Source organism: Dietzia aerolata, assembly GCF_014144865.1.
GTDB lineage: Bacteria > Actinomycetota > Actinomycetes > Mycobacteriales > Mycobacteriaceae > Dietzia > Dietzia aerolata.
This window is the reverse complement of record NZ_JAALDM010000120.1, coordinates 1-26955: the sequence shown is the minus strand read 5'-3', so window position 1 is coordinate 26955 and position 26955 is coordinate 1. Positions and strand designations below refer to the sequence as shown.

At 66.8% G+C, this 26955-nt stretch carries 28 protein-coding genes, 1 tRNA gene and 1 other RNA gene; 7 read left to right on the top strand and 23 right to left on the bottom strand.

Annotated elements, in window-relative coordinates; genetic code table 11:
* Nucleotides 1-275 (bottom strand): cbb3-type cytochrome c oxidase subunit I (locus G6016_RS08260; RefSeq protein WP_182632183.1); only part of this gene is annotated, 275 nt, incomplete at its 3' end.
* 264 nt (nucleotides 276-539) lie between these two features.
* Between G6016_RS08260 and G6016_RS08255 the strand changes: the two genes are divergently transcribed.
* Nucleotides 540-1667 (top strand): TroA family protein, encoded by a 1128-nt coding sequence (locus tag G6016_RS08255; protein ID WP_241729961.1) that lies wholly within the window; start codon nucleotides 540-542, stop codon nucleotides 1665-1667.
* Here the strand turns inward: G6016_RS08255 and G6016_RS08250 are convergent.
* From G6016_RS08250 to ykgO, 7 genes are all read right to left on the bottom strand, one after another.
* A complete protein-coding gene (locus G6016_RS08250; protein WP_182632182.1) occupies nucleotides 1664-2203 on the bottom strand; it encodes a hypothetical protein in 540 nt (179 codons plus the stop codon). The genes G6016_RS08255 and G6016_RS08250 overlap by 4 nt on opposite strands.
* A gap of 101 nt (nucleotides 2204-2304) precedes the next feature.
* Nucleotides 2305-3321 (bottom strand): class 1b ribonucleoside-diphosphate reductase subunit beta, encoded by a 1017-nt coding sequence (gene nrdF, locus G6016_RS08245; protein WP_182632181.1) that lies wholly within the window; start codon nucleotides 3319-3321, stop codon nucleotides 2305-2307.
* A 100-nt stretch (nucleotides 3322-3421) separates the two neighbouring features.
* Nucleotides 3422-4246 (bottom strand): alpha/beta fold hydrolase, encoded by an 825-nt coding sequence (locus G6016_RS08240; RefSeq protein WP_182632180.1) that lies wholly within the window; start codon nucleotides 4244-4246, stop codon nucleotides 3422-3424.
* Nucleotides 4234-6384, bottom strand: a complete 2151-nt coding sequence (gene nrdE, locus G6016_RS08235; RefSeq protein WP_182632186.1) for a class 1b ribonucleoside-diphosphate reductase subunit alpha — start codon at nucleotides 6382-6384, stop codon at nucleotides 4234-4236. The genes G6016_RS08240 and nrdE overlap by 13 nt, the downstream gene beginning before the upstream one ends.
* On the bottom strand, nucleotides 6381-6827 hold the full coding sequence (nrdI, locus tag G6016_RS08230; protein WP_182632179.1) for a class Ib ribonucleoside-diphosphate reductase assembly flavoprotein NrdI: 447 nt from the start codon (nucleotides 6825-6827) through the stop codon (nucleotides 6381-6383). The genes nrdE and nrdI overlap by 4 nt, the downstream gene beginning before the upstream one ends.
* A gap of 108 nt (nucleotides 6828-6935) precedes the next feature.
* Entirely contained in the window at nucleotides 6936-7166 is a 231-nt protein-coding gene (locus tag G6016_RS08225) for a redoxin NrdH (RefSeq protein ID WP_182632178.1), read from the bottom strand.
* Between the two features lie 770 nt (nucleotides 7167-7936).
* On the bottom strand, nucleotides 7937-8059 hold the full coding sequence (gene ykgO, locus G6016_RS08220) for a type B 50S ribosomal protein L36 (RefSeq protein ID WP_010541956.1): 123 nt from the start codon (nucleotides 8057-8059) through the stop codon (nucleotides 7937-7939).
* Between the two features lie 176 nt (nucleotides 8060-8235).
* On the opposite strand from ykgO, the gene nadE reads away from it, so the two are divergent.
* Complete coding sequence (gene nadE, locus G6016_RS08215; protein WP_182632177.1) at nucleotides 8236-9111, top strand: NAD(+) synthase; 876 nt, start codon at nucleotides 8236-8238, stop codon at nucleotides 9109-9111.
* A gap of 31 nt (nucleotides 9112-9142) precedes the next feature.
* Here the strand turns inward: nadE and G6016_RS08210 are convergent, their stop codons facing one another.
* The 12 genes from G6016_RS08210 to prfB form a co-directional block, all read right to left on the bottom strand.
* Nucleotides 9143-10294, bottom strand: coding sequence for a serine hydrolase domain-containing protein (locus tag G6016_RS08210; protein WP_182632176.1), 1152 nt, complete (start codon nucleotides 10292-10294; stop codon nucleotides 9143-9145).
* Between the two features lie 254 nt (nucleotides 10295-10548).
* Nucleotides 10549-11277 (bottom strand): hypothetical protein, encoded by a 729-nt coding sequence (locus G6016_RS08205; RefSeq protein ID WP_182632175.1) that lies wholly within the window; start codon nucleotides 11275-11277, stop codon nucleotides 10549-10551.
* 137 nt (nucleotides 11278-11414) lie between these two features.
* Nucleotides 11415-11487: transfer RNA gene (locus G6016_RS08200), tRNA-Ala, on the bottom strand.
* A gap of 151 nt (nucleotides 11488-11638) precedes the next feature.
* Nucleotides 11639-12376 (bottom strand): DsbA family protein, encoded by a 738-nt coding sequence (locus G6016_RS08195; RefSeq protein WP_338403552.1) that lies wholly within the window; start codon nucleotides 12374-12376, stop codon nucleotides 11639-11641.
* A 314-nt stretch (nucleotides 12377-12690) separates the two neighbouring features.
* Nucleotides 12691-13064: a transfer-messenger RNA gene (ssrA, locus tag G6016_RS08190) on the bottom strand.
* Between the two features lie 165 nt (nucleotides 13065-13229).
* Nucleotides 13230-13979 carry an EamA family transporter gene (locus G6016_RS08185; RefSeq protein ID WP_338403551.1) on the bottom strand — a complete coding sequence of 250 codons (750 nt, stop codon included), beginning with the start codon at nucleotides 13977-13979 and terminating at the stop codon, nucleotides 13230-13232.
* A gap of 95 nt (nucleotides 13980-14074) precedes the next feature.
* Complete coding sequence (gene smpB / locus G6016_RS08180) at nucleotides 14075-14584, bottom strand: SsrA-binding protein SmpB (protein WP_182632173.1); 510 nt, start codon at nucleotides 14582-14584, stop codon at nucleotides 14075-14077.
* 156 nt (nucleotides 14585-14740) lie between these two features.
* A complete protein-coding gene (gene ftsX, locus G6016_RS08175; protein ID WP_182632172.1) occupies nucleotides 14741-15646 on the bottom strand; it encodes a permease-like cell division protein FtsX in 906 nt (301 codons plus the stop codon).
* A complete protein-coding gene (ftsE, locus tag G6016_RS08170; RefSeq protein ID WP_182632171.1) occupies nucleotides 15646-16335 on the bottom strand; it encodes a cell division ATP-binding protein FtsE in 690 nt (229 codons plus the stop codon). Before ftsE ends, ftsX begins: the two co-directional genes overlap by 1 nt.
* Nucleotides 16336-16548: 213 nt before the next feature.
* Entirely contained in the window at nucleotides 16549-17109 is a 561-nt protein-coding gene (locus G6016_RS08165; RefSeq protein WP_182632170.1) for a hypothetical protein, read from the bottom strand.
* Nucleotides 17109-18005: a mechanosensitive ion channel domain-containing protein gene (locus tag G6016_RS08160; RefSeq protein ID WP_182632169.1), complete on the bottom strand. Its 897-nt coding sequence runs from the start codon at nucleotides 18003-18005 to the stop codon at nucleotides 17109-17111. Before G6016_RS08160 ends, G6016_RS08165 begins: the two co-directional genes overlap by 1 nt.
* Nucleotides 18002-19123, bottom strand: a complete 1122-nt coding sequence (gene prfB, locus G6016_RS08155; protein WP_182632168.1) for a peptide chain release factor 2 — start codon at nucleotides 19121-19123, stop codon at nucleotides 18002-18004. The genes G6016_RS08160 and prfB overlap by 4 nt, the downstream gene beginning before the upstream one ends.
* A gap of 168 nt (nucleotides 19124-19291) precedes the next feature.
* On the opposite strand from prfB, the gene G6016_RS08150 reads away from it, so the two are divergent.
* Nucleotides 19292-20101: an inositol monophosphatase family protein gene (locus G6016_RS08150; RefSeq protein WP_182632167.1), complete on the top strand. Its 810-nt coding sequence runs from the start codon at nucleotides 19292-19294 to the stop codon at nucleotides 20099-20101.
* Nucleotides 20102-20175: 74 nt separating this feature from the next.
* On the opposite strand, the gene G6016_RS08145 is transcribed toward G6016_RS08150, so the two are convergent.
* Entirely contained in the window at nucleotides 20176-20397 is a 222-nt protein-coding gene (locus tag G6016_RS08145; RefSeq protein WP_182632166.1) for a hypothetical protein, read from the bottom strand.
* 247 nt (nucleotides 20398-20644) lie between these two features.
* Between G6016_RS08145 and G6016_RS08140 the strand changes: the two genes are divergently transcribed.
* The 3 genes from G6016_RS08140 (at nucleotide 20645) to G6016_RS08130 (ending at nucleotide 24098) form a co-directional block, all read left to right on the top strand.
* Nucleotides 20645-22051 (top strand): acyl-CoA dehydrogenase family protein, encoded by a 1407-nt coding sequence (locus tag G6016_RS08140; protein ID WP_182632165.1) that lies wholly within the window; start codon nucleotides 20645-20647, stop codon nucleotides 22049-22051.
* 52 nt (nucleotides 22052-22103) lie between these two features.
* Nucleotides 22104-23309: an acyl-CoA dehydrogenase family protein gene (locus G6016_RS08135; protein WP_182632164.1), complete on the top strand. Its 1206-nt coding sequence runs from the start codon at nucleotides 22104-22106 to the stop codon at nucleotides 23307-23309.
* 291 nt (nucleotides 23310-23600) lie between these two features.
* Entirely contained in the window at nucleotides 23601-24098 is a 498-nt protein-coding gene (locus tag G6016_RS08130; protein WP_182632163.1) for a hypothetical protein, read from the top strand.
* A gap of 102 nt (nucleotides 24099-24200) precedes the next feature.
* Here the strand turns inward: G6016_RS08130 and G6016_RS08125 are convergent, their stop codons facing one another.
* Both G6016_RS08125 and G6016_RS08120 read right to left on the bottom strand, forming a co-directional pair.
* Nucleotides 24201-24911, bottom strand: a complete 711-nt coding sequence (locus G6016_RS08125) for a chymotrypsin family serine protease (RefSeq protein ID WP_182632162.1) — start codon at nucleotides 24909-24911, stop codon at nucleotides 24201-24203.
* Nucleotides 24912-25039: 128 nt separating this feature from the next.
* Nucleotides 25040-25627: a TetR family transcriptional regulator gene (locus tag G6016_RS08120; protein ID WP_182632184.1), complete on the bottom strand. Its 588-nt coding sequence runs from the start codon at nucleotides 25625-25627 to the stop codon at nucleotides 25040-25042.
* Between the two features lie 190 nt (nucleotides 25628-25817).
* Between G6016_RS08120 and G6016_RS08115 the strand changes: the two genes are divergently transcribed.
* A partial coding sequence (locus tag G6016_RS08115; RefSeq protein WP_182632161.1) for an acyl-CoA dehydrogenase family protein occupies nucleotides 25818-26955 on the top strand: 1138 nt, incomplete at its 3' end.

The following is a 26955-nucleotide window of genomic DNA, read 5'->3' as shown; positions in this document are numbered from 1 at the left end:
AGCATCACCGTGCCGTGCATGGTGAACAGCTGGTTGAACTGCTCGTTCGACAGGAACTGCATGCCGGGGAAGAACAGCTCGGCACGGATCAGCAGCGCCATGAGGCCGCCGATGAAGAAGAAGATGAAGCAGGAGACGATGTACATGATGCCGAGCATCTTGTGGTCGGTCGTCGTCAACATCTTCCACACGAACGAACCCTTACGGGCCTCACCCGTGGGCTCACCCGGTGGGTGATCGAGTTCGTGGACCGGCTTGGGGGCCACTGCGGTCATAAGGGTCCTCCTGAACGCCTCACCCGACGTCGCGGGTCGAACCACCGACCCCACGTCGAACGCATAGGAATAGTGCGTGACCGCAATCCTAACCCCCTCCTGAGAACAAGGACCACCCACCCCGCCGAACTCGTCTTAGGTGGTCATGCGGCACATCGACGGTGACCCGAAAGGTGCACTCCCCCGGCCTCCGGCTCGCAACCGACCTGCATCTGACCTCCGGTGCAACGGACTCCACCACTTCATCTCCTAGGCTGTATCCCCATGACCGACTCCGTGCCACCACTCCACCGTCACCCCGGGCGGGGGTACGGACGACTCGCGGTCGGCCTCGCCGTCCCTCTGACGCTCGGCCTGGCGCTCTCCGCCTGTGGTCCCTCGCCTGTGGACATGGTCGAACATCCGGTGACGACGACGCCGTCGCGCATGGCCGGCGAAGAGTTGCAGCGATCGGCCGAGCCGGAGGATTCCTGTGCCGAGGAGCCCGCCCCGGCGGAGTTCACCGGTACCGGGGACCGTGAGGTGCCCTCCATCGGCCCGGGGTCCGAGACGGTTGAGGTCCCGCGCGCACCGGAACGGATCCTCGCTCTCGGAGTGGGTGCGGTAGATGTCGCCTGCGCACTGGGGCTCCAACAGTTGATGGTGGGCACCTCGGGGCTGCCATGGGACGCAGATGTCTACCTTCCCGGCCCGTTGACGGAGCTCCCCGAGGTGAACCTGTCTGCTCCGAGTCCGTCGGAGGTAGCGACGGCCTCTCGGGAGCTCAATCCGGATCTGATCGTGCTGGCCGGCACCGAGGATCTGGAGGACGAGCTGGTCGAGGCACTGACCAGTGTCGCACCAACGGTCGTGTACGACGCCGACACGCTGGAATGGACTGAAGCAACCGAGCTGATCTCCGACGCATATGGCCGTCCCCGCGCGGGCGGCGACATTTTGCTGGACGTCATCGAGCGGTCGCGCATGACGATTGCCGCCGCCACTCCCTCTGATTCGTGGGTCTCACTGGTATCGGTCTCACGATCCGGGGGCGCGCAGGTCCAGGACCCGGACACGCTCGGCTCACTGTTACTGGAATCGGTGGAGGCCGGCCGGCCCCCGGCGCAACGCACCCGCGACGGAGAGCGCATCCCTCCCCTACCCGAGTCACCTGCTCTTGGCGATGAGCTGGACGGCGACGTGATCTTCGCCGTGGTCGGGGGCGGCCCCTCCGAGGCGGACGCTGCGCGAGAGATCTTCGCCTCCGATCGATGGACCGACCTAGACGCCGTGGGGGCCAAGCGGATTTTCGTGGTCGACCGCGCGGTGTGGGAGGGATCGGGTCCGGTCGCCGCACGTGCGGTACTCGAAGACATCCGCAAGTCGATCAACGGGATCGCGCCCGACGGCTAGTGGTGGAGCAGGGCTTTGGCCACGATGATGACGAAGCCCAACGCGGCCGTGGAGATCGCGGCCGCGATGCACATGCCCAGTGGAGCGGAGCGTCGACGGTAGGTCAGGAAGCCGAGCAGGGCGAGTACGGCGACGATCGTCCACATCGCGATCCAATCGGCCAGCAAGCCGTCGATTACTCCCATCGCCGCTAGAACCAGGGGGATGGCCGGGGGCACCACGGCAGCGAGAAGGCCCCGGGACCGCTTCCTGGCCATCCGAAGCGCCATTCGCAGGGTCAGTCCCTGGTGACTGCTGTGCGCGGCCACGGTCCCCGAGTACACGTGCGCTACCCAGAACACGGCCACGGTGACGAGCACGAACACCAGCGTTCTGATCGACGACAGTCCGGCGGTTCCGGCGACGGCAACGAGTCCGGCCACCAGGATCAGTCCGTAGATGCCCTCTTCCGTGGACAGGTGTACCTCGGCAAGCAGGTCTCGTTCCCGACGAATCCGTCCCCCGGTTCGGTCGGGATTCCCCGCGCGTGTCATCATGCCCGTAATCCTTGCATGTGCGTCGGCGCAGATGAGTCGCGCGCGAAAAGGCCGGGTCCGTGGTGTTCCACGGACCCGGGCCCCAGCGTTTCGGATGGGTGTTAGAAGTCCCAGTCCTCGTCTTCGGTGGCGACGGCCTTGCCCATGACGTACGAGCTTCCGGAGCCGGAGAAGAAGTCGTGATTCTCGTCAGCGTTGGGGCTCAGTGCTGCAAGGATCGCCGGGTCGACGTCCGTCTCGTCCTTCGGGAACATCGGCTCGTATCCCAGGTTCATCAGGGTCTTATTGCCGTTGTAGCGGAGGAACTTCTTGACGTCCTCGGTCCACCCGACCGGGTCGTACAGATCCTCGGTGTAGTCCGCCTCGTTGTCGTACAGCTCGAACAGCAACTCGAAGGTGTAGTCCTTGAGTTCGTCACGTGTGGCCTGATCGACCTGCTCGAGGGCGCGCTGGTACTTGTACCCGATGTAGTAGCCGTGCACCGCCTCATCGCGGATGATCAACCGGATCATGTCGGCGGTGTTGGTGAGCTTGGCTCGCGAGGACCACCGCATGGGCAGGTAGAAGCCCGAGTAGAACATGAAGGACTCGAGCATCACCGAGGCGATCTTGCGCTTGAGCGGATCGTCTCCGGCGTAGTAGCCGAGCACGATCTTTGCCTTCTTCTGGAGGTACGGGTTCTCCTCCGCCCACCGGAAGGCGTCATCGACCTGCGGGGTGGAGCAGAGCGTGGAGAAGATCGTGGAGTAGCTCTTGGCGTGGACCGACTCCATGAACGCGATGTTGGTGAGCACCGCTTCCTCATGCGGGGTCGACGCGTCGGGGATCATGCTGACCGCTCCGACCGTGCCCTGCAGGGTGTCCAGGAGCGTGAGGCCGGCGAACACTCGCGTGGTCAGCGTCTGCTCGTACTCGGTCAGGGTCTCCCATGACGGCATGTCATTGGAGACCGGCACCTTCTCGGGCAGCCAGAAGTTGGTCGTCAGGCGACCCCACACCTGATCGTCCACCTCGTCGGGGATGCGATTCCAGTTGATCGCGGAAACACGGTCGACGAGCTTGGGCTGGATGCCTGCGGCGGGGCTGTGTGAACCCGGGGCGTGGATTTCTGCGGTCATGGGAGTGTCCATTCTTCGGGGCGGTGCGGTATAGCGATGTACGGCGGAAAGCGGTAAGAGGGCGGACGATTCGTCGCGCAGTATTTCTGGGCAGCGCGGCTCATCCGGCAGGTCCGGGGCCGGGACTGATCAGGTCCGGCCGGGCGGAGCCGTCCAGATACTTCTCCGCCCACACTGCCACCAAAGCGGCAGCGCGTGCGGCGTGGCCTGACCTAAGGAGCAGGTGGTCGGCGCCGTCGAGCGCGAGGAACGACTTCGGCATGCCGGCATCCCGGTAGATGGACTGCGCGTTGTGAATGTCCACGGTCGCGTCCTCGGGTGAGTGCATCACCAGAATCGGAACGGACAACTCGGCGATCGCCGCGCGCTGATCCACCGATGCGAGATCCTCGACGAGGTCGCGGCCCACCGTCATGGTCCGGGGACCGAGCTTGACCTCGGCCTGCCCCTCGGACCGGATCTGTTCAAGAGCGTCGTCGAACAGGTGGGTCACGTGGTGCGGGTCGTACGGGGCACCGATGGTGGCCACCGCGCGGACCGACCGGATCCGGGACGCCGCCGCCAGGACCGCCGCCCCACCGAGCGAATGCCCGATGAGCAGGTCTGGCGGACGGTGGGACTCGCTGACGGCGGTGGCCACCCGCACGAGGTTCATGCAGTCAGAGGTGAAGGTGGAGTCCGCGAAGTCCCCCTCGGACTCCCCCAGGCCGGCGAAGTCGAATCTCACCACGGCGATCCCGGCCGCCACGAGGGTGTCCGCGATCCGGGTCGCCGACGGGAGCGCCGCCGACCCGGTGAAGCAGTGGGCGAACAGCGCGAGCGCCACCGGTTCCGCCGCAGGGAGATCGAGGTAGGCGGCGAGACGATTCCCGTCCACCCCCTCGACCGTGAACTCCTCGGTGCGGGGTCCACTCAGAGCATGCACGAAACGCAGCCCTCGACTTCTGTTCCCTCGAGTGCGAGCTGGCGGACCCGGATGTAGTACAGGGTCTTGATGCCCTTGCGCCACGCGTAGATCTGGGCGCGGTTGACCTCGCGGGTATCTGCGGTGTCCTTGAAGAACAAGGTCAGCGACAGGCCCTGGTCGACATGCTGGGTGGCGGCCGCGTACGTGTCGATGATCTTCTCGTAGCCGATCTCGTATGCGTCTTGGTAGTAGTCCAGGTTGTCGTTGGTCAGGTAGGGCGCCGGGTAGTAGACGCGCCCGATCTTGCCCTCCTTACGGATCTCGATCTTCGAGGCCACCGGGTGGATCGACGCGGTCGAGTTGTTGATGTAGCTAATCGAGCCGGTGGGCGGCACGGCCTGCAGGTTCTGGTTGTAGATGCCGTACTTCTGCACGTCGGCCTTGAGCTCACGCCAGTCGTCCTGGGTCGGGATGGCGACCTCGGAGTCTGCGAACAGCTGCCGCACCTTGTCGGTGGCCGGCTCCCACACCTGGTCGGTGTACTTGTCGAAGAACTCGCCGGAGGCGTACTTCGAATCCGGGAAGCCGGCGAACCAGTTGCCCCGCTCCCGCGCGATGGCGTTCGACGCCCGCAGTGCGTGGAACAGCACGGTGTAGAAGTAGATGTTCGTGAAGTCGACACCCTCTTCGGACCCGTAGTAGATCCGCTCACGGGCCAGGTAGCCGTGGAGGTTCATCTGGCCGAGGCCGATGGCGTGGGACTCGGAGTTGCCGCGCTCAATCGACGGGACTGAGTCGATCGAGGTCTGGTCCGACACGGCGGTCAGGCCGCGGATCGCGGTCTCGATGGTCCGACCAAAATCCGGCGAATCCATGGCCTTGGCGATGTTGAGCGAACCGAGGTTGCAGGAGATGTCCTTGCCCACGTGCGCGTAGGTCAGGTCGTCGTTGTACGTCGACGGCGTGGAGACCTGCAGGATCTCCGAGCACAGGTTGGAGTGCGTGATCCGGCCAGCGATCGGGTTGGCCCGGTTCACGGTGTCCTCGTACATGATGTACGGGTAGCCGGACTCGAACTGCAGCTCGGCGACGGTCTGGAAGAACTGCCGCGCGTTGATCTTGGTCTTCTTGATGCGGCTGTCTTCCACCATCTCGTGGTAGTGCTCGGTGACGTTGACGTCCGCGAACGGCTTGCCGTAGATGCGCTCGACGTCGTACGGCGAGAACAGGTACATGTCGTCGTTGCGCTTGGCCAGCTCGAACGTGATGTCCGGGATCACGACGCCCAGCGACAGCGTCTTGATGCGGATCTTCTCGTCCGCGTTCTCGCGCTTGGTGTCGAGGAACTTGTAGATGTCCGGGTGGTGGGCGTGCAGGTACACCGCACCGGCACCCTGGCGCGCGCCGAGCTGGTTGGCGTAGGAGAACGAATCCTCGAGAAGCTTCATCACGGGGATGACGCCCGAGGACTGGTTCTCGATGTGCTTGATGGGCGCGCCGTACTCGCGCAGGTTCGACAGGAGCAGGGCCACGCCGCCACCGCGCTTGGACAGCTGCAGCGCGGAGTTGATGCCGCGGCCGATGGACTCCATGTTGTCCTCCATCCGCAGCAGGAAGCAGGACACGGGCTCGCCGCGCTGCTTCTTGCCGGAGTTGAGGAACGTGGGGGTGGCGGGCTGGAAGCGTCCGTCGATGACCTCGTCGACGAGATGCCGGGCCAGCACCTCGTCACCGGCGGCCAGGGTGAGGGCCACCATGCAGACGCGGTCCTCGTAGCGTTCGAGGTAACGCTTCCCGTCGAACGTCTTGAGCGTGTACGAGGTGTAGTACTTGAACGCGCCGAGGAAGGTCTGGAAGCGGAACTTCTTGGCGTAGGCGTAGTCGAACAGGTCGCGCACGAAGTTGCGCGTGTACTGGTCGAGCACCTCCCGCTCGTAGTAGTCCTTCTCCACCAGGTAGTCGAGCTTCTCGTCCAGATTGTGGAAGAAGACGGTGTTCTGGTTGACGTGCTGGAGGAAGTACTCGCGGGCGGCCTGGTGATCCTTCTCGAACTGGATATTGCCGTCCGCGTCGTACAGGTTGAGCATGGCGTTGAGCGCGTGGTAATCCAGACGCTGCCCCTCGGTCGCCATGGTGCCGGTGCTCTCGGGGGTCATTGTTGGTGCTGCCAAAACTCTTCCAATCCTTCTCGGACGCGGATGACGTCCTCGTGTGTGCCCATCAACTCGAACCGGTAGAGATACGGGATCTCCAGCTTTTTCGCGATCACGTCGCCGGAGCGACCGAAGTCGACTCCGAAGTTGGTGTTGCCGCCGGCGATGACGCCTCGGCAGAGACTTCTGTTGTGCGCGTCGTTGAGAAACGCGACCACCTGGCGCGGGACCGCGGCCCCACTCCGCCCGGTGATCTCGAGGCTCCCCCCGTACGTCGGGACGATCAGAACATAAGGGTCTGACACGACCGGCATGGGTTCGGTCTTGCGCACCGGTATCCGAACTGCGGGAAGACCCAGCCGGTCGACGAATTTCTTCGTGTACTCGGACACGTTGGAGAAGTAGACGATCCTCACCGGCTCCTCGGCCGGCATCGGAGCCGCCATGGCTGCCCCCTAGTCACATGAACTCTGGTGTTGCTGTGTATTGCGGCCCGGCCGGACGTCTCCGACCGCCGGGCCTGCCGGTCCGCCGGGTCCTCCGGCGGAGGCGTCTCAGGCCGCGACCGAGGCGAGGGCCTTGATGCGATCCGGGCGGAAGCCGGACCAGTGGTCGGATCCCGTCACCACGACAGGCGCCTGGAGGTAACCCAGCGCCATGACGTACTCCCGTGCCTCGTCGTCGACGGAGATGTCGACGAGCTCGTACTCGATGCCGTGCTTCTCGAGCGCCTTGTAGGTGGCGTTGCACTGGACGCAGGCGGGCTTGGTGTAGACGGTGACCATGAGTGTTCAGGACCTCTTTCGATCGCGGGCGCCTTCCGGCGCGAGGGGGGCTCTTCTCGTGGTGGCGACCCGGTCCGGCGCTTATGGCCCGAACGGCGGATCGTCGTTGTGTCTGTTGGTGGTCATGGCCCCGAATCACATGGTTGGCATTCCTCGGTGCCGCAACGCCTCTAGACACTACCCCTAGTGGCTAGAAGGTCAACCGACCACAACATTTTGGTCTTACATCCCTGGAATTCCCAGGTCGTAATCCCGCCTATTGGGACGCCTCCGGCTCCGAGTGGAGTCTCGCGGCGCCGGGGCCCTCCCGGCGGGTGCACTCGTCCATGCTTGCACCCCGAAGCCGCCCGCGAAACCCCGATCCGGCAACCCACAACAAGTTCCCAAAGCGCCCACAACGCCCTCACAACTCGTCCCCATTTCATCCACAGGTTCCCCACTTTTCGCCTCCGTCGGACCCCCTCGCGAACACCCCCGCGCGTCGTCGTCGAGCACGGCTCGACCGCGCGCCACGCGCCGCCTCGCCCGCCCCTCCCGGAGCCGGATCCGTGGCAAAAAGTCGGGACGGAACGGGATGGAACGGGATGGGATACGACTCGGCCCCGCCACCTCTTCCGGTCGGAGGAGAGGTGACGGGGCCACCGCGCGATGTGTCACCGTGCGGCGGGGGAAAAAGACAAAAACAAGGGGACGACGACGACAAGGGCCCGTCGCCGGCGAACCGGTGACGGGCCCTGGACGGGTGCGTGAGAATTCACGCGGACACTGAATCAGCCCTGGCGGGCCTTGAACCGGGGGTCCTTGCGGTTGATCACGTAGACCTTGCCGCGACGACGGACAACCTGGGCGCCCGGCTTGTTCTTCAGCGACCGAAGGGACTTGCGGACCTTCATCTGGCGCTCCTTAGGCTCTCGGGGCGGCCGCGATGGCCACCGACACGACTGGAATTGAACTGTGCGACACGTCCGGCCCGGGGGCCGGATGCACGACACACAACTGGTCCATAGTAACGGACGGGCCTAGCAGAACTCCAAACGGAGTGATCGGCCCCTGCGCATATGCTGAATCCATGGACTCCTCCCCCACCGGAACACCGACCACGAGCACGTTGCGTGACGAGATCATCTCCGAACTCGGGGTCCGCCCGGAGGTCGACCCGGCGGACGAGGTCGCGGCCCGGGTGGCCTTCCTCATGGACTACCTGCGCTCGACCCCCGCCACAGGCTTCGTGTTGGGCATCAGCGGCGGCCAGGACTCCACTCTCGCGGGACGACTGTGCCAGCTCGCCGCCGAGCGCCTGCGCACCGAGGGCATGCCCGATGCCCGTTTCGTGGCGATGCGGCTGCCCTACGGCGTCCAGGCCGACGAGGCCGACGCCCAGACCGCTCTCGAGTTCATCCAGCCCGACGAGTGCGTGACCGTCGACGTCAAGGCCGCCTCCGACGCCTCCTCGGCCGCTGCGGCCACCGCCCTGTCAGCGTTGCCCGGCCATGACGGCCCGCTGCGCGATTTTGTCCGCGGCAACGTCAAAGCTCGTGAACGTATGATCGCGCAGTACGCAATCGCCGGGCAGCTGGGCCTCGTCGTCGTCGGGACAGATCATGCCGCGGAAGCGGTCACGGGCTTCTACACCAAGTACGGCGACGGTGGCGTAGACCTGACCCCCCTGACCGGACTGTCCAAGCGCCAGGGCGCGGCCCTGCTGCAGCACCTCGGCGCCCCGGACTCGACCTGGCGCAAGGTCCCCACCGCCGACCTCGAGGACGACCGCCCCGGCCTGCCCGACGAGGAGGCGCTCGGCGTCCCCTACGCGCACATCGACGACTACCTCGAGGGCCGCGAAGGCGTCCCCGCCGAGGCCGCGGAACGGATCGAGCGTCTCTTCCTCACATCACGACACAAGCGCGCCATGCCGGCGTCGCCGCTCGACACCTGGTGGCGGTGACCCGCCAGGCCCCGGTGGTCGATCACCACCGTTACTCGGCGACCAGACCCCACACCTGATTCAGGGCCTCCATCGCTCCCGGTAGTTCGAGGGACTGCGTGGTGAAGACCGCGGCCGATCGGCCCGTGCTCCGATCGACATAGCCGATCGTGCCCAGTCCACCGGCCCACCCCACGAGCCCGCCGGGGCGCACCTCGACCTGGAAGCCGTATCCGGCGCCGGGTTCGATCACGCCCTGCGCGGTCCGCCGCTGCGGATCGGTGAGGTGGTCGGCGGTCACCATCTGTGCACTTGCCTCGGTGAGAACCGGCCCGCCGTCGACGAGCATCTCGAGGAATGTCAGGTAGTCGCCGACCGTCGAGACCAGTCCGCAGGCCAGCGACTCGAACACCGGCGGCCCGGCAAACCTGTCGACGGTATCGAGGGGTCGCAGGCTTCCGTCCGGATCGGAGCCGTACGAGGTGGGCATCCGATCCGCGGCGGCGGTGAAGCCGGTATCGGCCAGGCCCAGCGGACCCGTGACGAACTCCTCCAGCAGGTCGGACAGCGTTCGGCCCGTGGCCCGGGCGAGCAGGACGCCGAGAACGTCACTACAGGTGTGGTACCACCAGCCCTCGCCGGGCTGCGTGGCGAGCGGTAATTCCGCGAGCCGGCGCAGGTACTCCCCCGGCTCGAGCGGCGGCGCGTACGGCCCGGGGCCGACGTCCCGCTCGGCCATCGCCTCGCCCAGCGCCGGGTTCGCGTCCACCCATCCGAAGCCTGCTGTCATGGTGAGGAGATGACGGAGGGTGATCGGCCGATCCGCGGAAACCGTCTCGTCGAGAGGCCCATCCGGGCGGCAGAGCACCCGGAGCGAGGCGAGTTCCGGTAGGTGCTGGTCGACCGGCTCGTCGAGTTCCAGCATGCCCCTCTCGACGAGCGCCATCGCGAGCACGCCACCGATCGGCTTGGAGTTGGACGAGAGCGGGAAGACAGACTCTGGCGTCATCGACGCGCCGTCGACAGACACCGCCCCACCCGAGACCACGCGCACACCTGCGTCGGCGCGGCTGCCGCCCGCCACCGCACCTGCATTGGCACCCGCCGAGGCGCTTCGATCGCGTACCCCGGCGACATAACCAGTCACTTCACCGCGCTCCACGAGAGCGTCGAGGGCAGCCGTTGACTGCGTGATCCCGTTCATGTGGTCACCGTACGGCCGATCGCATCACAGGTTTGCCACTTCGAAACAGGCGGAATGTCATCAGCGCCGAAGTTCCTCCCAGGTGTCCTGCGGGACCATGCGGAGCCATTCGACGAAGCGCTCGAATCGCTCTGGGGTTTCGTTCCGAGGGAGTAGCGGCTTCGCTTTGTACTCATCCAAAGCCGTCTCTACGAGGTCGGAACGGCCCATAACAGCGAGAATCAATACTGACGTCCGCATGAGATGCTGCATGCTCACATTTCCGAGGTGGGGCCCCGCGGAGCCCTTGCCGGGAGACCGTCCGCCGTTGTCAACGCCGCGAGGATGGGCGGAAGGTAGCGATCGATCGTCTCGAAGACATACTCGTCGACGCCCGATTCCCAGTTATCCTCCGTCGCAATGAGTCCGAAGTACGCTGGGCTCTGTTCATGGCTATACGACGGGTGGAGATAGTCCGGATCCAGGAACGGACGCACCGGTGCATCACGAGGCTCGCGATCATCATCCAACCATCCGGCCGCGACGTCGTCGGGAATGTGCGGCCGGAGGACGGCCCGTTCGACTCCCACGCCGACGTGCAGACGCACCCGAACGGCCGTCGAATTCAACTGTCTTGTGGACAGCCATACCCGAAGCTTCGTGCGCGGAAGGTCCAGTGGGCGGACCCACGTTCCACTCGCCTCGACCGTGAACTCACGGCTGGCCATTCCTTCAGAGATCCGCGCCGAGATCCTCTGCTCCAGGTCCAGGACTCCGGACAGTCGGCCGGCAACGGTGGCATACACCGCATCCGGGTCGACACCCTCACCGTCGATGATCCGTGGATTCATCTCGACGCCATCTGCGATTGCCTTAATTTTCTTGGCCTGCTCCCTGGAACACACGGCCACCAAATATCCGTCGGCGTCCACACCGAAGTCGAGCACAATCAGTGGAGCCGGCAGCCGCGCCGCAACCAGTTTCAGACTGTCGGGCAGCGACAATTCATCGCCGTCTGGACCTGGCCACCCTTTCGGCAAGACAGGCGTCCAAATGCCGGAAACGTTGACCCGTCGGAGATCTGGTGCACGTGAAATGACTGAAGGAGCCCGGCCCCAGGCCGGACTCCTTCAGTTGAAAGTGGAGCTAAGGGGACTCGAACCCCTGACCCCCACACTGCCAGTGTGGTGCGCTACCAGCTGCGCCATAGCCCCGTATTTGGTTTGTTCTGCCGTTCACCTCTCCGTGACCGGCCTGACTTAAGTTACACGACGACTCCGGCGGTCTCCAAATCGGGCCCGGCCCCGCACAAGAAGGCGGGGCCGGGTGACCGACTAAACTGTCCTGACGACGGCTTTCGATGAATCAGGCGATGATGCCATTGAGCCAGGCGGGATTGCCCGTGTCGACGGTCTCGCCCTCGAAAACGACGGTCGGGGTCGACACCTGGCCGGTCGCCTCACGGATGCTGCGCTGCGCGTTTTCGGCCGAATCGGCAGCCTTGTCCATGCCTCCGTTGGTCTCGACGTTGCCGATGCACTCGACGGTGTCCGCGTTGGCACCCGCGTCCTCGGCCAAGCCTGCGAGTTCATCTGCGGAGAGATCGCCTGCGCCACCGGCGGGCTGGTTGGCGTAGAACGAGTTCTTCACGTCGAAGAAGACGGGCAGCGAGTCCTTCGCTGCAACACACTGAATCGCTGCGATGGCCCGGGTGGAGTACTCGCCCGAAGTCGAGCCCTGGTTCTGGAAGTCCAGGTTGTGGTACTCGACCCGCAGGTCGCCGGCTTCGACCGCGGTGGCGATCTGCTCGCCGTTCTGCCCCTCGAACGCCCCACACCCCGGGCAGTTGAAGTCCTCCCAGATCTGAACTGTCGGGGCATCCGCTTCACCGACCACGATCACGCCGGCGTCGTTGATCTCGATCAGTTCATCCTGGGTCTCACCGAAGGTGATGGGATTGGCCTCGCTCCCCCGCTGTGCCATCCAGATGACTCCGCCGAGAACCAGGACGGCCACCGCAATGAGCGCGATGACCGTGATGAGCATCCCGTTGTTCTTCTTGGTCTGGAGCACCTTGGTGTTCTTGTTCGGCTTGGCGTTCACGTGTGGGTGGACCTTTCTCTACTGGGAGATTCGCGACCGCTCGCGGCAGTCAGCACTATCGAGAGGTTACCGAACAGCGGTCGCAGCCCACGCTTTCCGCTGGTACGGGAAGCGCAAACTACCACTGAATCGATGACATATCAGCTGTTTATAAGTTCGCGGCAGCGTCACCAATCGATTGCCCCGAGGATTTCGCCGATGCCCTCGTTGCGGGAAGCCGTCGGCGAGCAAGTGACGCACTATCCCTCGCATCCGCCAGCGCCGTTGAAATGCACCACACCCCCGGTCGGTGATCGACCGGGGGTGTGGCCCGATTGTGGAGCTGCCGGGAATTGAACCCGGGTCCTCCGCAGCTTCGGCAGGGCTTCTCCGTGCGCAGTCCGCGATGGTCTCTACTCGGATCTCACCCTCATGCGGACGTGTTGGTGATGACGATCCCAGTCACTGTGTGATGTCCCGACCCACCCCGTGACCGGGTGAGCCGGTGATCCCTCTAGATGATGCCGGTGACCGGGGCGAGGGCGACCCCGGGCCGACAGACTACGGGCTCGCTATCAGGCAGCGAGGGCGTAGTCGCGCTGATTGGTATCGGCGCGTAATTGGTTGCCACGACGCTTACGGTGGTCTCTGGCCTGCACCGGCACGCTTCCCCTGCGTCAACTCACGTAGTCGAAACCACATCAGCCCCTCAGGGTCCGCCGGCTCTCGCCAGCGGACCTTTGACCATACCGCGCAAGTACCGGCAAAGCCAGAGTGATTCTCATCTCCTTCTAATGACCAGCCGGAGCAACGCCGCCACCGAGTGCCCGACGGCAGACGTTCGGCGCCCGACTATCGATCCGGCCGGGAGGCATCAGGCCAGCGCGAGGAGCACGATGGCGACGGCCGCGAGCGCCAGCCCCACCATCTGGACCGGCCGCAGCCGTTCGCCGCCGTGGGTGACGGCCAGTGCGACCGTGAACACCGGATACAGGGCTGCAATAACGCTGACCAGGGAGAGCATGCCCGCCTGGGCCGCAAAGTAGAACGCGCCGTTGGCGAGCACATCAAAGACCGCGATCACCACGCCGATCGCCACGAGACGTCGCGAGAATCGGAACGATTCCCTGGCAGCGAGGGCGGCGGTGATCAGGATGACCGTCGCCCCGACCCTGGAGGCGGCCACGGGCCACAGGCCCTGCCCAGCCGGCACCTGCCCGAGAAGGATGAAAAACGCCGCGAACGCCAGCCCGGACACCACCGACAGGATCAGCAGGTTCCGGGTCAGTCGGCCGTGCTGGACCGAGGTCCCCTTCTCGTCCTCCATGGAGGCCAACACGGTGGCCACGAGAGCGATTGCCATCCCGGTCAGCGCCGTGGATCCCGGCTGCTCCCCCGCCGCGAGCCCGAAGGCCAGCGGCCCGGCCGCGGCGAGGATCGCCGTGATCGGCGATATGACACTCATCGGCCCCCGGGCCATGGCCACGTAGAAGGTCCAGACCGCGATGCCGGAGGCGATTCCCGACGCCAGGCCCCAACCGAAACCAGCCACGGTCGGGGATCCCCCGGCCACGACGGCGGCGAGTGCCACGAGCACGATCGAGACCGGATAGGAGATGCTCACGACTCTGAGCGCCCGAGCCCTCCGGGAGGCAACGCCGCCGAGATAGTCGCTGATCCCGTAGGCAACCGCTGACGTCGAGGCCAGCGCGACCGGCATCATCCCCGCATGCCCTTGATCTTTCTACCCAATTCGCGAACCGCTTCACGTTCCGCGGTGCGCTTGGCGAGATCCTGCCGCTTGTCGTGCGCCTGCTTACCGCGTGCGACGGCCAGTTCGACCTTCACCCGTCCGCCGACGAAGTACAGCGAGAGCGGGACCAGGGTGGCGTTGCCGTCGCGGACCTTACCGACGAGCGAATCGATCTCACGGCGGTGGAGCAACAGTTTGCGAGCCCGCTTGGGCGCGTGATTGGTCCAGCTCCCGTGTGAGTACTCGGGGATGTGGAGTCCGCGCAGCCATACCTCGCCGTCGTCGACCGTCGCGAAGGCGTCGACGAGCGAGGCTTTGCCCTCGCGCATGCTCTTGATCTCGGTCCCCACCAGCGCGATGCCGGCCTCGTAGGTGTCGAGAATCTGGTACTCGTGCCTGGCCTTGCGATTGCTCGCGACAACGCTTCCGTCGGTGCCGAGGGACGACGCGCCCTTCTTCTTGTTCTTCTTGGCCACGCCGGTTCACCTCCTCGTCACCGTGGTCGGGCAGACCCCACAGTGTAGATCAGGCGCGACCGACGGTCTTAATCAGCCGCCGCACGACCTGCCAGTCGCCGCACCAGCCCACCGGCCCCAAGCCCACCGGCCCCGAGTCCGCCGGCCCGCCCCGCGTCAGTGCCGCACGGACAACCGCAGCGTCACCCAGGCGGTCAGCGCCGAGACCACCGCGCCGGCCACCACCAGGACCGGGGCGAGGGTGAGAATGTCCGCGGTGGTGATGCGTTCGATCAGGTTGGCCCGGTAGGCCTCCGCGAGCACCCGGTCGAGGAAGACGCTCTTCGCCCCGAGCAGTCCGCCCACGGCCAGCGCCGAACCGATCAGCGCGGCGACCACGGCCTCGAGAATGAACGGCAGCTCAGTGTACAACCTGCTCGCACCGACCAGCCGCATGATCCCCAGCGCCTCCCGGCGGGTGAACGCGGCGATCTGGGTCATGTTCGCGATCAGCAGGACGGTGGCCACCAGCTGCACCACGGCGATCGTGAAGGCCGCGTTGCGGATCCCGTCGAGGATCGAGAAGACCCGCCCGACCAGTTCACCCTGCCCCTGGACGACCTCGATCCCCTCGACCTCCGCCAGATCCGCGGCCACGGCCTCGGCCTGCGTGGGATCGGTGAGCGTCAAAGTGAACCGGGAGCCGAGCGCGTCGGGAGAGGTCGATTCGACCAGGACCGGGTCGGTGGATGAGAACAGCTCGACGAACTCGGCGTACGTCTCATCCGGGTTCTTGTACTCCACCGAGGCGACACCGCCCGTGGACTCGAGCTCGGTGCGTATCGCGGCGCAGTCCGCCTCGCAGTCGGGGTCCTCGGCCGAGATCGACCGGTCCACGTAGACGCGAAACTCGTTGAGGTAGTCGTACTTGGCCTGACTGGCCGAGGCGGTCATGACGACCAGCACTCCGGCGCCGAGCATCCCCAGCGCCACCGCGGTGGTGATGATCATGGCCAGGGTCATGGACAGGTTCCGCCGGAGTCCCTGGAGGACCTCGGAGGTGATGAACTTCGCGGCGGCCATCAGCGATCAACTCCGTAGGTTCCGCGGGCGTCGTCGCGCACGACCTCACCGTCGACGAGCTCCACGACGCGCCGCCGCGAGCGGTCCACGATGTGTCGGTCGTGGGTGGCCATGAGAACCGTGGTCCCCATCCGGTTGATCCGGTCGAGCAGGAGCATGATCTCCTCGCTGGTCTCGGGGTCCAGGTTGCCGGTCGGCTCGTCCGCGAGCAGCAGCAGCGGCCGGTTGACGAAGGCGCGGGCGATCGCGACGCGCTGCTGCTCACCGCCGGACAGCTCGTGCGGCCGCCGGTTCGCCTTGGTGCCGAGCCCCACCATGTCGAGTGTCTCGGGCACGACCTTGTTGATGTCCTTGCCGGTTTTGCCGATGACCTGCAGCGCGAACGCCACGTTCTCGGCGACGGTCTTGCCCTGCAGCAGTCGGAAGTCCTGGAATACGACGCCGAGCGAGCGCCGCAGCGTCGGCACCGCGGAGGCCTTCATCCGCATGAGGTCGTGCCCGGCCACGGTGAGGGAACCGGAGTCCGGCTTGTCCTCCCGCAGCAGCAGCCGCAGGAACGTGGATTTGCCCGAGCCGGAGGCACCGATGAGGAACGCGAACTCGCCCTTGTCGACCTTCACGCTCACGTCTGACAGAGCCGGGCGCGCCGAGGACGCGTACGACTTGGTCACATTGGAAGCACTGATCACACGCGTAGCCTAGCGCCACTTCCGTCACATGCCACTCCCCGAGGCTGAATCTTCTCCCCGCGGAAGAAAAAATCGGTACGACGACGACGTCGTCCCGCCGCCCCGGTCGCGATCATCTGCGCCGGACCGTCTCCGACTCCTTCGCTCGCCGGCGGGCCGTCGTCGGCCATCACTCCCGCATCACGCCACCTGCGCCTGCTGCATCTGCTGCGCCTACTGCGTCAGCTGCGGCTGCTGAGTTTGCTGGGTCTGCTGATTCTGGGTGGTCTGCTGCCCCTGCGGGCCACGTTGCGGCCCCGTCGTCTGCGTCGGCTGCGTTCCCGTCGTCACATCTGGCTGGTCAACGGATCTCTGGTCCGCGGGGACCGAGGTCTCCGGCGTATCGGTGCCGGTCGGATCCGCGTCACTGGTGGGCGCGGCGGTCTCATCGGTCGCATCACCGGAGGTCGTGGCGTCGGTGTCGGTGCGGTCGGTGTCGGTGCGGTCGGTGTCGGTGGTCTCGGACTGGGTCGTGTCCGGACGGGGCGGGGTGTTGATCGCCACGACCGGGTCCTGGCGCACGACGCCGTAGAGCGCCGCCGTGAGGAGGAACACGATGAGCAGGATCAACGTCGTGCGCGACATCGTGAAGAACTCGATCACCAGCGCCAGCCAGGTGGGCAGCCTCCGGTGGGGCTTCTCCCCCGTCGAGGCCTCGCCCGTCGATTCCGCGCCCGGCGGGACCTCGTCCGTCGACTCCTCGCGCGGGGTGTCGCGGTCCGGCTTCTCGGCCATCACTGAGCCTCCTCACCGTCGTCGGTGCGGACCATGCCGGCGCGAATCGCGGTCATCGCCTCGGGCTCCAGGACGATGCCCTCCTGACGGAACCGGCGCAGGATCACCGCGCGCATGCGGCGACCCACCTCCCACTGCATGCCCGGCTTGGTGCGGGCCAGCAGTCGGACGATGGTCTGCTCGAGCTTGATGGACTGCACGCCCATGACGCTGGGCTCGTCGAGGATGTACACGCCCACGTATTCGTCGTCGACGATCTCGCCGCAGATCTCGGTGAGGATGTGCTGCGCCTGATCCATGTCCGCGGTGTTGGGCACGGGCACGTCGATGATCGCGCGCGCCCAATCCTGGGACTGGTTGACGGCGGTGACGATCTGGCCGTTCGGCACGATGACCGCTTCACCGTCGAGGGTTCGCAGGCGGGTGACGCGTAGCGTGACGTCTTCGACGGTGCCGGCGGCCGTGCCGGTAGAGGTGGTCAACTCCACGATGTCGCCGTAGCCGTACTGTTTCTCGGCCAGTGCGAAGAAGCCGGCGAGGAAGTCCTGGACGATCCGCTGGGCACCGAAGCCCAGCGCCGCGCCCAGGACGGTGGCCGGGGCCACCAGGGTGACGAGGTTGACACCGAACCGCAGCAGGATCTGGATCCCCACGACGACGTACAGGATGCCCACGGCGACATAGCTCAGCACCTGCACCAGCGAATGCATGTGCTTGGAACGTTCCGACCACATTTCCTTGTCGGCGTTCTCGGCGTCGATCCGCGCGAGCCACATCCGCCCGATCTTGCCGATCGCCCGCGTGAGCAGGGCAGCTCCCAGGATGAAGAGGACGACCTCCAGTCCCTGGTTACTGAGCCACTTCAGAATCCCACTGAAGTCGGTGTGCAGCGTCACTCCGCGTCTGCTCCCTCTCTCATCCGCCATCGGATGCCGGCCTCGATGAAGCCACCGATGTCACCGTCGAGCACGGTGGACGGATTGTTGACCTCGTACTCGGTACGCAGGTCCTTGACCATCTGGTACGGGTGCAGGACGTAGGAGCGCATCTGGTTGCCCCACGAGGCGTTGCCGCCGGCGCCGAGCGCGTCCATCGCGGCGCGCTCCTCCTGCCGCTTGCGCTCGAGCAGCTTGGCCTGCAGCACCTTCATGGCCGCGACCTTGTTCTGCAGCTGCGACTTCTCGTTCTGACAGGTCACCACGATCCCCGTGGGGATGTGCGTGAGGCGGACCGCGGAGTCGGTGGTGTTGACCGACTGTCCGCCGGGGCCCGACGAGCGGTAGACGTCCACCCGGACGTCGTTCTCCGGGACGTCGATCGAGTCGACCGCCTCCACCACGGGCAGCACCTCGACCTCGGCGAACGAGGTCTGGCGGCGGCCCTGGTTGTCGAACGGCGAGATCCGCACGAGCCGGTGCGTGCCCTGCTCGACCGACAGCGTTCCGTACATATAGGGGTCCCGGACGACGAAGGTCGCGGACTTGATACCCGCTTCCTCCGCGTACGAGGTGTCGTACACCTCGACCTTGTGGCCGGCCTTCTCGGCCCAGCGGATGTACATACGCATCAGCATCTCGGCAAAATCCGCGGCATCGATGCCACCGGCGCCGGCACGGATGTTGACCACGGCCTCACGCTGGTCGTACTCGCCACTGAGCATCGTCTTGACCTCCATGGCCTCGACGTCCTCACGCAGGGAGACGCGTTCGGAATCCGCCTCCTCGACGGCCGACGAGTCACCCTCCGCCTGGGCCTCGTCCGCCAACTCGTACATCAGCGGCAGATCGTCGAGACGCTGGCGCAGATCCCGGCAGCGACGCAGATCGGCCTGGACATAGGACAGCTCACTGGTGACCTTCTGGGCCCGGTCCTGGTCATTCCACAGGTCCGGGTCGGCGGCCATCTGCTCGAGCTCATCGACCCGGCGGGCGAGCTCCTCGATGTCGAGAACCTTCTCGACAGTGGTCAGAGTGGCGTCGAGGGCGGCGATATCAGCAGAGACGTCAGGATGCACAGTATCCAACTCTACGCGGCCCGTGCGTCTTCTCGCGTTCGCATACCCGTCTCCCGCCCGTGACCCGCCCCACGTCCGAGCTTCGCCCACCGGGGGTAGCGTCAGGCCCACAGGCCCGCTACGGACTCCACCTCGGCGGGCCGGCCCGGCCCCACGCGGAGGTAGCTCATGGCCATCGACACCCGCCCGCCCCGTCAGACCACCGGAACGTCCACCGCGGCGATGACCGACGTCGATCTGGCGGCCCGCCTCGTCGTCGACGCCGGAACGCTCGCCCGTCGCCTACGCGAGGACGGCCTCGACGTCCACCACAAGACCTCCATCTCCGACGTCGTCACCCAGGCGGACAACGCCGCCGAGCGCTACATCACCGACCTCCTCGCCCGGCACCGCCCCGCCGACGGCGTCCTCGGCGAGGAGGGCACCCTCGTCGCCGGCGAGCACGAACGGCGCTGGGTCGTGGACCCCGTCGACGGCACCTACAACTTCGTCAACGGCTCCGACTACTGGTGCTCGGCGGTCGCACTCACCGGCCCGGACGACTATCTGCTGGGCGCGGTCCACCGTCCAGTCACGGGGGACACGTTCGTCGGCGGCTCCGACATCCCCACGCGCCGCAACGGCGTGCCCGTCACCCCTCTGACGCCCGGAGACCTCGCGGCGGGCAGCCTCGCCACCTACCTCCACCCGCCGTTCTTCTCCGACCCCGACCTCGCCGACCCCTTCTACCGGGTCAGCCGCGGCGCGGCCACGATCCGCATGCTCGGCTCCGGATCGGTCGATCTGGCCTCCGTCGCCAGTGGCGTCCACACCGTCTGGGCCCAGCACTCCTGCCCCGAGTGGGACTGGCTCCCCGGGCGCGCTCTCGTCGAGGGCGCCGGCGGCACCTGCGCCACCGTCGAGGTCAACGGATACGACTGGTTTGTGGCCGGTAGGCCCGGCGCGGTCGAGCAGGCCGTGTCGCTGCTACGCGGCTGACCACGCGTTTTTCAACTTTTTGTCACGGGTTTGTGGATAAGCGCTCTCTGTCAACCTGTTGTGAGTCAGTTGGTTTAGTTTGTGGGCTGTTTTTCTTTGGGGAGATTGATTCCGACGAGGTCTGCCGGTGCCGGCGTTCTAGGTCGCTCGTGGAAGCGTTCTCGGTGGCGTAGGTAGTAGTTCTGCAGCGCCTGGTCGCGGGTCTTCCACGTCTGCTCCCAGGAGCCGTCGCCGACCTGGGCGGGTGAGAACAGGGCGATCCCGGAGTGCCGGTGTTCGTGGTTGTACCAGTGCACGTAGCCGGTCAGGTAGTCGTGCGCGGCCTCGAGGCCGCGTAGGAATGATCCACCGATTCTCCGCGGGCCCAGCCGGCAGTGATGCGGTCGGCGATCAGCTCGCAGTCAGCGGCACTGATCCGCGACGGGTAGTTGCGCTCGGCCTGCGGGATGGGCTGTCAAAGAGGGAAGTCTGGCGTTTGGAACTTACTCATGAGTAAGATGCCTCTCGACCACACCGTCCATTCCGTCACGAGAACAGCTGGTGATGATGAACAAGAACCCCACGACCCCGTCCACGGCCGGGCGCGGTGAGAACTCCACACCGGGTCTGAACCCGACCAAGATCGACGCGATCGGCGCCGCCATGCGTGCGCTCACGACCATCACAGGGTCGGAGTTCGCGGAGCGTTTCGGCCTCCGGCAAAAGGTCGACCGAGTCACCTACGAGGCCACCAAGACCGGCTTCAAGACCCTGGGTGCCGCGACCAAGTCGTTCAAGAAGGTCTCCGGCGGCGGCGCGCCCAAACGCCTGCCGGACGCCGATGCGGAGACCCGCTCGGACGCGTTCGACCTGACCCTGGACGACGAGCAGAAGATGATCTCGGAGACGGTGCGCGATTTCGCCACCGAGGTCATCCGTCCGGCCGCTCACGACGCCGACCACGCCGCCGAGGCCCCCGCCTCGCTGCTCGAGCGTTCCGCCGAGATCGGCGCGACCATGCTCAACGTGCCCGAGGAGTTCGAGGGCATCGCCTCCGAGCGCGGGGTCGTGACCAACTCGCTGGTCGCCGAGGCGCTCGGGTACGGCGACATGGGTCTGGCCCTGCCGATCCTCGCGCCGTCCGGGGTGGCCACCACGCTGACCCAGTATGGTTCCGACACGCAGCAGAAGTCGTACCTGCCCGCGTTCGCCGCGGAGACCGTCCCGGCCGCGGCCGTGGTCGTGACCGAGCCCCGCATCCTGTTCGACCCGTTCGCACTGCAGACCACCGCCACCCGCACCGCGGGCGGCTTCACGCTCAACGGCGTCAAGTCGATGGTGCCCACCGCCGCGAGCGCCGAGCTCTTCGTGATCGCCGCGAACCTCGAGGGCAAGCCCACCTTCTTCGTGGTGGAGTCCGACGTCGAGGGCCTCGTCGTCGAGGCCGACCCGTCGATGGGCCTGCGTGCCGCCGGCCTCGGTCGCCTCAACCTCACCGACGTCTCGGTCCCGGCCGACGCGATCCTCGGTGGCCCCGACCTCTCGGCCGCCGACCGCGCCTCGGCCTACGCCGACATCATCCGTCTCGCACGTCTGGGCTGGGCCTCCCTGGCCGTCGGCACCTCGCACGCGGTGCTCGACTACGTGATCCCCTACGTCAAGGAGCGTCAGGCGTTCGGTGAGCCCATCGCCCACCGTCAGGCCGTGGCGTTCATGGTCGCCGACATCGCCACCGAGCTCGACGGGCTCCGGCTGGTGACCTGGCGGGGTGCCGCCCGCGCCGAGCAGGGCCTGTCGTTCGCCCGCGAAGCCGCGCTGGCCCGCAAGCTGGCCGCCGAGAAGGGCATGAAGATCGGCCTCGACGGCGTGCAGCTGCTCGGTGGCCACGGCTTCACCAAGGAGCACCCGGTCGAGCGTTGGTACCGCGATCTCCGTGCGGTCGGCGTTGCCGAGGGCGTGGTGGTCCTGTGATCCGCCCCGACCTCACCAACCCCGCCTCCTTCGGATCAAAGGACCTCTGAACATGATCAACCTCGAACTCCCCAAGCGGCTGCAGGTCGGCGCCAACCAGGCCCGCCAGGTCGCGACGCAGATCTTCCGCCCGGTCTCCCGCAAGTACGACCTGGCCGAGCACGAGTACCCGGTCGAGCTGGACACGCTCAAGGCCATGATCGAGGCCATGGAGGACGCCGGTCAGGCGGCCTCCGGTGCCACCACCGGTCGCGGCACGGAGTCCAAGTACCAGGGCATCCAGAACGGCGGCAATATGAAGTCGCTGCTCAACATCATCGAGACCTGCTGGGGCGACGTCGGCCTCACGCTCTCGATCCCCCGTCAGGGCCTGGGCAACTCGGCGATCGCCGCCGTGGCCAGCGACGAGCAGATGGAGCGTTTCGGCCGCGTGTGGGCCTCGATGGCCATCACCGAGCCGGACTTCGGTTCCGACTCGGCGGCGGTCTCGACCACCGCCCGCCTGGACGGCGACGAGTACGTCCTCAACGGCACGAAGATCTTCGTGACCTCGGGCGAGCGCGCCGACCACATCGTCGTGTGGGCCACGCTCGACAAGAGCCAGGGCCGCGCCGCCATCAAGTCGTTCGTCGTGCCCCGTGATCATCCCGGCGTCTCGGTGGACCGGCTCGAGCACAAGCTCGGCATCCGCGCCTCCGACACCGCGCAGATCTCGTTCACCGACTGCCGCATCCCCAAGGAGAACCTCCTGGGCGATCCGGAGATCCGCGTGGACAAGGGCTTCGCGGGCGCCATGCAGACGTTCGACAACACGCGTCCGCTGGTGGCCGGCATGGCCGTGGGTGTCGCCCGCGCCGCGCTCGAGGAGCTCCGCACCCTCCTCGAGGAGGCCGGTCTGGAGATCAACTACGACCAGCCCGCGACCAGCCAGCCCGCAGCCGTGGCCAAGTACCTCGAGCTCGAGGCCGACTGGGAATCCGCCTACCTGCTGACGCTCCGCGCCGCGTGGATGGCCGACAACAAGATGCCCAACACCAAGGAAGCGTCGATGTGTAAGGCCAAGGCCGGTCGCGCCGGCTCGGCCATCACCCTCGGCGCCGTGGAGCTCGCGGGCACCCTCGGTTACTCCGAGCGCAGCTTCCTCGAGAAGTGGTCGCGTGACTCCAAGATCCTCGACATCTTCGAGGGCACGCAGCAGATCCAGCAGCTGGTGATCGCCCGCCGCATCCTGGACCTGTCGAGCTCCGAGCTCAGGTGATCGGCTCACCGCCACTGCACTGACCGTCAACGCCCCCACGGATTACTCATCCGTGGGGGCGTTGCCGTTGTCGTCGTCGTCCCCACAAACCCACCTCGACACCCCGGCGCGCCGTGCCGACCCGCACCCGCCGCGCGCCGCGCGTTCTTTCGACCCCTTCCGGTGACCCGCCCCGACGTGGGACGATGCCCGGGTGGCCTCCACGGCCCGGCACGGTGTGGATTCGAGGGCCCGGTGGCCGCCCTGATCGGCCGGGGACATCCGGCCGCGTAACCGGGAGGCGATCCTGCCATGAACGACACCCGACCAACTCCGCGCCGTCGACTGACGAGCGCGCTCGCGGCGGCGACCCTTGTCGCCGGCGGAACCCTCGCCGGTGCGGCCGGCGGCGTCATCACCGCACCCGCGGCCTCGGCGCAGGCGTTCCAGTATGCGGACGCACCCATGCTCTGGACGGTCGCGCACGGCCCGGCCTGCGCCGGATGGGTGACCGCCTCCACCGTGGTGGCCGAGAAGATGCCCGGCGAGACCCGACTGGTGGTGACGGGGAACTTCTTCGGTCTCTCGTGGAACCCGCCACAGCAGTGCTGGTCCACCGTCAAGGTGCACTGGCACAACGTCGATAACGACCGCCGCGGCTACTGGGAGGCGCGGGCGGCCGGGGCGGTCGGCGTCGCGCCGACAGAGGTCGGCTCGGTCCACCTCGACACCGGCCCGGGACGGGTGGTGCTGTCCGTCGGCACCGATCTGCCCCACCTGCCCGTGACGCACGAGGTCACCGCCTACTGACTCCCGCGAGACGACGCCGCCCCGGCCACCTCGCGAGGAGGTGCCGGGGCGGTGTGGTCCAGCGCGCGTGACGCGCGGGCGTCAGGCCGGTGACGCGGAAGGTCAGGCCATCTGGAAGCCGCGGCCGGGCCAACCCCGCGCCGTGGCATCGTCGACGATCGCGTCGAACGAGTAGCCCAAAGCGGGCAGGAAGAACGGGGACTGCACCGGGTGGAAGCAGGACGGCAGGACAGAGCCGACGCTGCCCGCGGGGCCGGCCGCCGGGGGCATGTGGCCGCCGGAGAGCAGACCGACAAGGCGGCCGTCCTTGGTGATGGGGCCGCCCGAGTCGCCGTAGCCGGCACACGCCTGGCTCCAGAACCGGACTCCCTCACGCTGCCACGTGATGCCGCAGGTGTGGCCGGTGGACAGGCCGTCCTTGCACACGACGTCGCCGAACTCGGGCGCCGGGCCGCGGCCCGCGACACCCGGCTGGGCGACCGGGAAGGCCACGTTCGGGTTCAAACGGATCACCGAGTAGTCGAGGATCTCGTTGCGGGTGGCGATTGTGCCGATCACGCCTGCATTCTCGTTGTCGCGGAGCAGGACCGGCGCATCGATGGTGTCGCTGCAGTGCGCCGCCGTGAACGCCACGGGCGCACCGGTGGCGTCGGTTCCCGCAGCGGTGAGCGTGCAGCCCGCCACTCCCCCGACGAGGATGGGCGTACCGCCGCTGACCGGGACGGCAGCCTGGGCCGCAGCGGGGGCGACCAGCGCGGTGGCGCCGGCCATCAGGGCCGCGGCCGCGAACCGCGCCAGACGAGTGAACCTCATGAGCGTGTCCTTCCTACCCCGACGAGAATGACGGAGTCTACGCTCCCGACAGCGTAGCGGCAGGACGCCCGGTATGCACGACGCAACATTTGTCGGGCCGATCACCGCGAGGCGCGAACGGAGCGCCTTCACGCGCCCTCGACGGTGATCCGGATCGTCGGCCGGCGATCCGGGTCGCCATCGATCTGACCCCAGATGGCCGCGACCACCGGGTCGAGGAACAGCTCGCCCACCTGCCCCATGAGGGTGCGCACGACCTGGACCTTGTCCGAGGTGCGCGTCGAGGCGAGCCCCTCGGTACGCAGCCCCTCGACCACGCGGGTGGTGAGCTCGACGAGGGCCTCGAGCAGCGGCGCGCCCCGCCCGTCGGGCTCGAGCAGTGCCCGGTTGAGGTACTGGACGATCACCGGGTTGCGCTCGAGCATCTGCCGGACCGCGGCGTCGCGCGCGGCGATGACCTGCGCGGGCGATCCGGAATGATCCGCCGTGGCCAGGGCTGCGACCACGTGGTCCACTACGACCCCGTCGACAGCCCGGCGCAGCCCGTCCTTGGTGCCGAAATGGTGCTGGATGAGCCCGATGGTCACCCCCACCTCACCGGAGACGCGGCGCATCGAGACGCGATCCTCGCCGAACTGCGCGTACAGCTCCAGCGCGGTCTGCAGGATCCGCTCACGGGCGGTGAGATCGGAGGGAACCGGGCTCGCCGAGGCCACGGCGTGTCCGCTGGCGTCGGCCGGATCGGGCCCGTCACTTCCCACGGATCGCACCTCGTTCCCTCCTCAAGATTTCTGCGGCACCGAGGGCACCGCCGGAAACTAACCATACACTTGCATGGCATGCAGTTGTATAGTGATGGCGTCATGGCCTCAACGGCCCCGATCCCCCACCTTCTGGAGTCGCCCCATGTTCGACACCGCACCCATCAGCTCCCCCTGGATGACCGAGGACCTCGACGCGCTCCGCGACCACACCCGCGCGTTCATGGCCAAGGAACTCGCCCCCAACCTCGAGAAGTTCTCCGAGCAGGGCTTCGTGGACCGTGAGTTCTGGACCAAGGCCGGCGACGCGGGACTGCTGTGCATCTCGATCCCGGAGGAGTACGGGGGCGGCGGCGGATCGTTCGCCCACGAGGCCGTGATCGCCGAGGAGCAGACCCGCGCCCTGGACGACGGCTGGGGCAACTCGGTCCACTCGACGATCGTGGCGCACTACATCCTCCAGTACGGCACCGAGGAGCAGAAGCAGCGCTGGCTGCCCAAGATGGCCAGCGGCGAGATGGTCGGCGCGATCGCCATGACCGAGCCGGGCGCCGGGTCGGACCTGCAGGCGCTGCGCACCACCGCGACCCGCGACGGCGACCATTTCGTAGTCAACGGCTCCAAGACCTTCATCTCCAACGGCATGCACGCCGACCTGGTGGTCATCGTCGCCCGCACCGGCGGCGAGGGCGCCCAGGGCCTGTCCCTGCTGGTCGCCGAGACCGCCGACCTGCCGGGCTTCGACCGCGGCCGCAAGCTCGACAAGATCGGCCTGAAGTACCAGGACACGATGGAGCTGTTCTTCAACGACATGCGGGTGCCGGCCGCCAACATCCTCGGCGGCGAGGACGGCGAGAGCCAGGGCTTCATCCAGCTCATGCAGCAGCTGGGCCAGGAGCGGCTCATCATCGCCGTGACGGCCGTGGCCGCCGCCGAGACCGCCGTGAAGCTGGCCACCGACTACGCGAAGGAGCGCGAGGCGTTCGGCAAGCCGATCCTCAAGTTCCAGAACCTGCGCTTCGAGCTGGCCGAGTGCAAGACCGAGACGCTGGCCGCGCGCACGCTGCTCGACCACTGCATCGGCCTGCATCTGCAGGGCCAGCTGGACCCGGCCACCGCGTCCATGGCCAAGTACTACTGCACCGACAAGCAGTGCGAGATCATCGACCGCAGCCTGCAGATCTTCGGCGGCTACGGCTTCATGACCGAGTACCCGATCGCCCGTATGTACGCCTCGGCGCGCGTGCAGAAGATCTACGGCGGCACCAACGAGATCATGAAGG

Coding starts and splice junctions, on each gene's coding strand:
- G6016_RS08255 (WP_241729961.1), top strand. CDS start 540: ATGACCGACTCCGTGCCACCACTCCACCGTCACCCCGGGCGGGGGTAC.
- G6016_RS08250 (WP_182632182.1), bottom strand. CDS start 2,203: ATGATGACACGCGCGGGGAATCCCGACCGAACCGGGGGACGGATTCGT.
- nrdF (WP_182632181.1), bottom strand. CDS start 3,321: ATGACCGCAGAAATCCACGCCCCGGGTTCACACAGCCCCGCCGCAGGC.
- nrdE (WP_182632186.1), bottom strand. CDS start 6,384: ATGACCCCCGAGAGCACCGGCACCATGGCGACCGAGGGGCAGCGTCTG.
- nrdI (WP_182632179.1), bottom strand. CDS start 6,827: ATGGCGGCTCCGATGCCGGCCGAGGAGCCGGTGAGGATCGTCTACTTC.
- G6016_RS08225 (WP_182632178.1), bottom strand. CDS start 7,166: ATGGTCACCGTCTACACCAAGCCCGCCTGCGTCCAGTGCAACGCCACC.
- ykgO (WP_010541956.1), bottom strand. CDS start 8,059: ATGAAGGTCCGCAAGTCCCTTCGGTCGCTGAAGAACAAGCCGGGCGCC.
- nadE (WP_182632177.1), top strand. CDS start 8,236: ATGGACTCCTCCCCCACCGGAACACCGACCACGAGCACGTTGCGTGAC.
- G6016_RS08210 (WP_182632176.1), bottom strand. CDS start 10,294: ATGAACGGGATCACGCAGTCAACGGCTGCCCTCGACGCTCTCGTGGAG.
- ftsX (WP_182632172.1), bottom strand. CDS start 15,646: ATGGCCGCCGCGAAGTTCATCACCTCCGAGGTCCTCCAGGGACTCCGG.
- G6016_RS08165 (WP_182632170.1), bottom strand. CDS start 17,109: ATGGCCGAGAAGCCGGACCGCGACACCCCGCGCGAGGAGTCGACGGAC.
- G6016_RS08150 (WP_182632167.1), top strand. CDS start 19,292: ATGGCCATCGACACCCGCCCGCCCCGTCAGACCACCGGAACGTCCACC.
- G6016_RS08140 (WP_182632165.1), top strand. CDS start 20,645: ATGATGAACAAGAACCCCACGACCCCGTCCACGGCCGGGCGCGGTGAG.
- G6016_RS08135 (WP_182632164.1), top strand. CDS start 22,104: ATGATCAACCTCGAACTCCCCAAGCGGCTGCAGGTCGGCGCCAACCAG.
- G6016_RS08130 (WP_182632163.1), top strand. CDS start 23,601: ATGAACGACACCCGACCAACTCCGCGCCGTCGACTGACGAGCGCGCTC.
- G6016_RS08125 (WP_182632162.1), bottom strand. CDS start 24,911: ATGAGGTTCACTCGTCTGGCGCGGTTCGCGGCCGCGGCCCTGATGGCC.